Here is a 3679-nt window from a genome sequence, read left to right on the forward strand (position 1 = left end):
ATGCCTACTTTTATAAAATCTATAAAAGATAATAAAAAACTATATAGAAAGACCGCATTTTGTATAAAAATATACCTTAAGTTGATGGATGTGTGTTCATATCCCCACTCAAAATAATTAATGATTACATCCCACGTCATTTTTGACAAATCTAATCTTTAAAGACATTTTTCATTATAATATTCAAATTTCGTTGCTTTTTTATCCAAAATCCTAAATATACATTTGATATTATTCTAAATTTTATAGCGAACTATTCGAACATTTTGTGAAAACTAACAAAAAACATCATAAACTACTAGTAGTAAGTATTAATTTCCTAGTATTTGTTCCAAACACTGTGTTAAACTGAGGGCGGTTTAACAGATCTACTCTAATAACATTAATGAAATGGGGTATTTACTTGAACTTTCCACAATTAAAAATCGGGCATATGATGCCAAAGGTCCCAATTATGCAGGGAGGAATGGGTGTAGGCATTTCATTAAGTAAACTTGCATCTGCAGTTGCAAATGCTGGAGGAATTGGGATTATATCAGGAACTGGTATTTCCATAGATGAAATGAGAATGCATATTAGGAAGGCGAAAGAAAAGATCCGGAATACTGGTTATATTGGAGTAAATGTCCTTTTTGCAATGAATGATTTTGCTGAAAAAATGAAAGCAGCCATTGAGGAAAAAGTTGATTTCATCATATCTGGTGCTGGCATTTCACGAGATATGTATACTTGGGGAAAAAATGCCGGCATACCAGTTATTTCGATAGTTTCCTCAGCCAAATTAGCTAAATTATCTGAACGATTGGGTGCGGCCGCTGTTGTAGTAGAGGGGCATGAAGCAGGGGGACATCTGGGTACCGAGCGACCTTTATTCGATATATTACCGGAAGTAGTTGCAGCGGTCGAAATTCCCGTAATTGCTGCTGGAGGAATTATGACCGGAAAAGATATTGCTCATGCCTTAAAAATGGGTGCATTTGGTGTGCAAATGGGTACAAGATTCGTCGCAAGTAATGAGTGTGACGCACCACTATCCTTTAAGGAAAAATATATAAATGCTCGATTAGAAGATACTATATTAGTCAAAACAACTGTCGGTCTCCAAGGTCGTGCGGTTAAAAATAACTTTACTAAATTAATAGCTGATAATAAAAAGATAAAAATAAAAAAGTGTATAAATTGCTTAAAAAACTGTTCTTATCGTTTCTGCACGCTAGATTCATTAATAACCTCTATGGATGGTGATTGTGAAAACGGACTTGTTTTCGCAGGCGCACGAGTAAATGAAATCAAAGAAATTTTGCCCGTCAAAACAATTATTAACAATATTATGATGGAATATAAAGCATGTATTTAAGGTAGAATCCAAGTATAATTCTTTAAAAATATTTAATGTTGTAAACTCATATTTTCCTGACGATACATCAAACTAATAATTATACTCCGGGCATTATTGGTCATAAAAAAGAACACCTACAAATCCTGTAAGTGTTCTTTTTTATTTATAATTGGATAATTTCTCTTATTTCTTCTATAGGTAACTTCGTAAATTTCGCAATATCCTCTACAGACATTCCGTTTTTATACATACCACATACCAATTGTATACGTTCAGCTTTTTTTCCTTCTTCAATACCCTTTTTGATTCCTTGCTCCTCTGCGTGAGCAAACTTTGCAGCTTCATCCATTAGGGTTTTTTCCCTCGCTTCATAGGCTTGTCGGAATGACGAATCTTGACTCATTCGCTCCCACTTATTCATTGCTTTTTGTAAAATCGGATCTTGATTCATCGCAATGTCCTCCAATGTTTGAGTTAAGTGTTCATCTTCATTTGCCGGAAGTAATAACAGCCAACGAACAAATGAATCTTCCCACGGATTAACTTTCCCTTCCCGCCATTGTTCCATTAATTTAGGAAGCTCTATAACATGTATCTCTATATCATCACTAAACTGCTTTTGCTGTTGTACATTCCATAGCTTTCCCGTTGTATGAAATTCCTCATATTCGGGAAAAAGTACGAAGTTTAACAAATTAATAGTAATTGTTTTACTAAGAGAGCTGTAAGGCATCCCTTTTTGTAACTGTGAAGTATATAATTTACCCCAGTAATACAAACTTCGTTTAATCATGTCGTGATTATTATTCAGCTGAATTTCTACGTTTACTTTAGTACCTGTGTCTAATGTGGCTGAGACATCTAAAATTGATAATTTATCATCCTCGTGTTCTCGATGTAAATGTGGATCCTCTAATTGTAGTGACATTATAGGTGATTCTAATGAATCCTTTAGCATGGCATTTAAAAATGTGATAAGAATATCCTCACTACCACTTGTTCCAAATAATTGCTTAAAAGCAAAATCAATTCGTAAATTTACTAATGACTTGGTCATGACTTTCCTCTTCCTGTCTAAGAAACTCTCTTTCCTTTATTGTACATAAAAATTAGGTAATCATGCAAATAGGAAAATTTCATGAAAAATAATGCTATCATTCTTTTCAAAAATAGATATTCACTAAAAGATAAAGATACCATTAATAGTTAATTTGGTGAATTATAACATATATTATCTTTAAATAATACCCAGTTGAAAAAACAATGGATTAATCGTGACATAATTGTTAAATTTAGGAATCGAAAAAGGCTTTCTATACATAAAAATAGAAAGGTGATGGTGTACGGATAAAATATAAGGGGGATTTATATTATGTTTTCAAAAAAACAAAAATTAGTAACAGTGGTAACCACTCTGACACTAGGATGTGGATTAGCTTTTGGATTAACTCCTACTTCGGCAGATTCTATAAGTAACCCTACTCCTATTAAGGAAGAACAAGTACGAATACAGATACCTTTCACTGGATATGTTATTTCAGCAGATGATAATTATTTAGTTGTAGCTGACACTGACACAAAAGAGGAGGCACTCTCTTATCAAAATAATTGGTGGGAATTAGCCTCTCATAATAAAATTTTACGTGTCCCTATTACTAGCAAAGATAACTACAGCGTAGGTGAAAAACTTAATATATTTTCCGTAGGATGGACTCACTCTATTCCGCCAATCGCTGTTATGCCTGTTATCGAAAAAATAATTGAATAAATTATATATTTTTTATAAAAGAAGATAGCCAGTATTTGTAATACTGAAACTAAGATAATTAAATAAATATCATTATTACTACACGACGACACATTTAAAGACACATGTTGTTTAACAATGTAGTTTTAAGGCGTATCAACACTTTTCTTGATACGCCTATTTTTTTATGATTTTGACCACTAATTGTCGTGATAAAAGGAGTGGATCCCCCACTCCTTTTTTATTATCATATAATTGTTTAACAACATGCATTCATTGCTAGATTTAGTCTTAAACTTCATTTTCTTTTTCTTTTTCTTTCAGTAAAATTATGAATGGCTATCTTCTTTTAAACAATTCAAACGTTGATACTATGTTTTACTGAGGCTAAAAACTTATATTTCTTGCCTTTAAACTCATTTATTCTAAATTAGACAAAAGAATTTTTGTTTGTAACTAGCTTTTTGAACTACTCACCACTTAACGTCCTAACGGACTGTTTGAAGTGGGAGATTCCTGCGAACACCGATTATCCATCGGTTATCTTAGCAGGCTCTACCCGTAGTCCCTACGGTGAGAACATAAGTATCTTG

Annotated in this window: 3 protein-coding genes; 2 read left to right on the forward strand and 1 reads right to left on the reverse strand. The window is 32.9% G+C overall.

Features of this window, described 5'->3' with window-relative positions; all coding sequences use genetic code 11:
* Nucleotides 1-385 precede the first annotated feature (385 nt).
* Nucleotides 386-1357 carry an NAD(P)H-dependent flavin oxidoreductase gene (locus BM089_RS30135; protein ID WP_090979147.1) on the forward strand — a complete coding sequence of 324 codons (972 nt, stop codon included), beginning with the start codon at nucleotides 386-388 and terminating at the stop codon, nucleotides 1355-1357.
* Nucleotides 1358-1502: 145 nt separating this feature from the next.
* Here BM089_RS30135 and BM089_RS30140 read toward each other — a convergent pair whose 3' ends face one another.
* Entirely contained in the window at nucleotides 1503-2396 is an 894-nt protein-coding gene (locus tag BM089_RS30140) for an Rpn family recombination-promoting nuclease/putative transposase (protein WP_090979150.1), read from the reverse strand.
* Nucleotides 2397-2711: 315 nt separating this feature from the next.
* On the opposite strand from BM089_RS30140, the gene BM089_RS30145 reads away from it, so the two are divergent.
* Complete coding sequence (locus BM089_RS30145) at nucleotides 2712-3107, forward strand: DUF3221 domain-containing protein (RefSeq protein ID WP_061530230.1); 396 nt, start codon at nucleotides 2712-2714, stop codon at nucleotides 3105-3107.
* Nucleotides 3108-3679 lie beyond the last annotated feature (572 nt).

The organism is Bacillus sp. 5mfcol3.1 (assembly GCF_900114335.1).
In the GTDB taxonomy this organism is placed as follows: Bacteria; Bacillota; Bacilli; order Bacillales; family Bacillaceae_G; genus Bacillus_A; species Bacillus_A thuringiensis_S.

Bases quoted from the DNA above. Each gene is read 5' to 3' on its own strand.
- BM089_RS30135 (WP_090979147.1), top strand. From the start codon at position 386: ATGAAATGGGGTATTTACTTGAACTTTCCACAATTAAAAATCGGGCAT.
- BM089_RS30140 (WP_090979150.1), bottom strand. From the start codon at position 2,396: ATGACCAAGTCATTAGTAAATTTACGAATTGATTTTGCTTTTAAGCAA.
- BM089_RS30145 (WP_061530230.1), top strand. From the start codon at position 2,712: ATGTTTTCAAAAAAACAAAAATTAGTAACAGTGGTAACCACTCTGACA.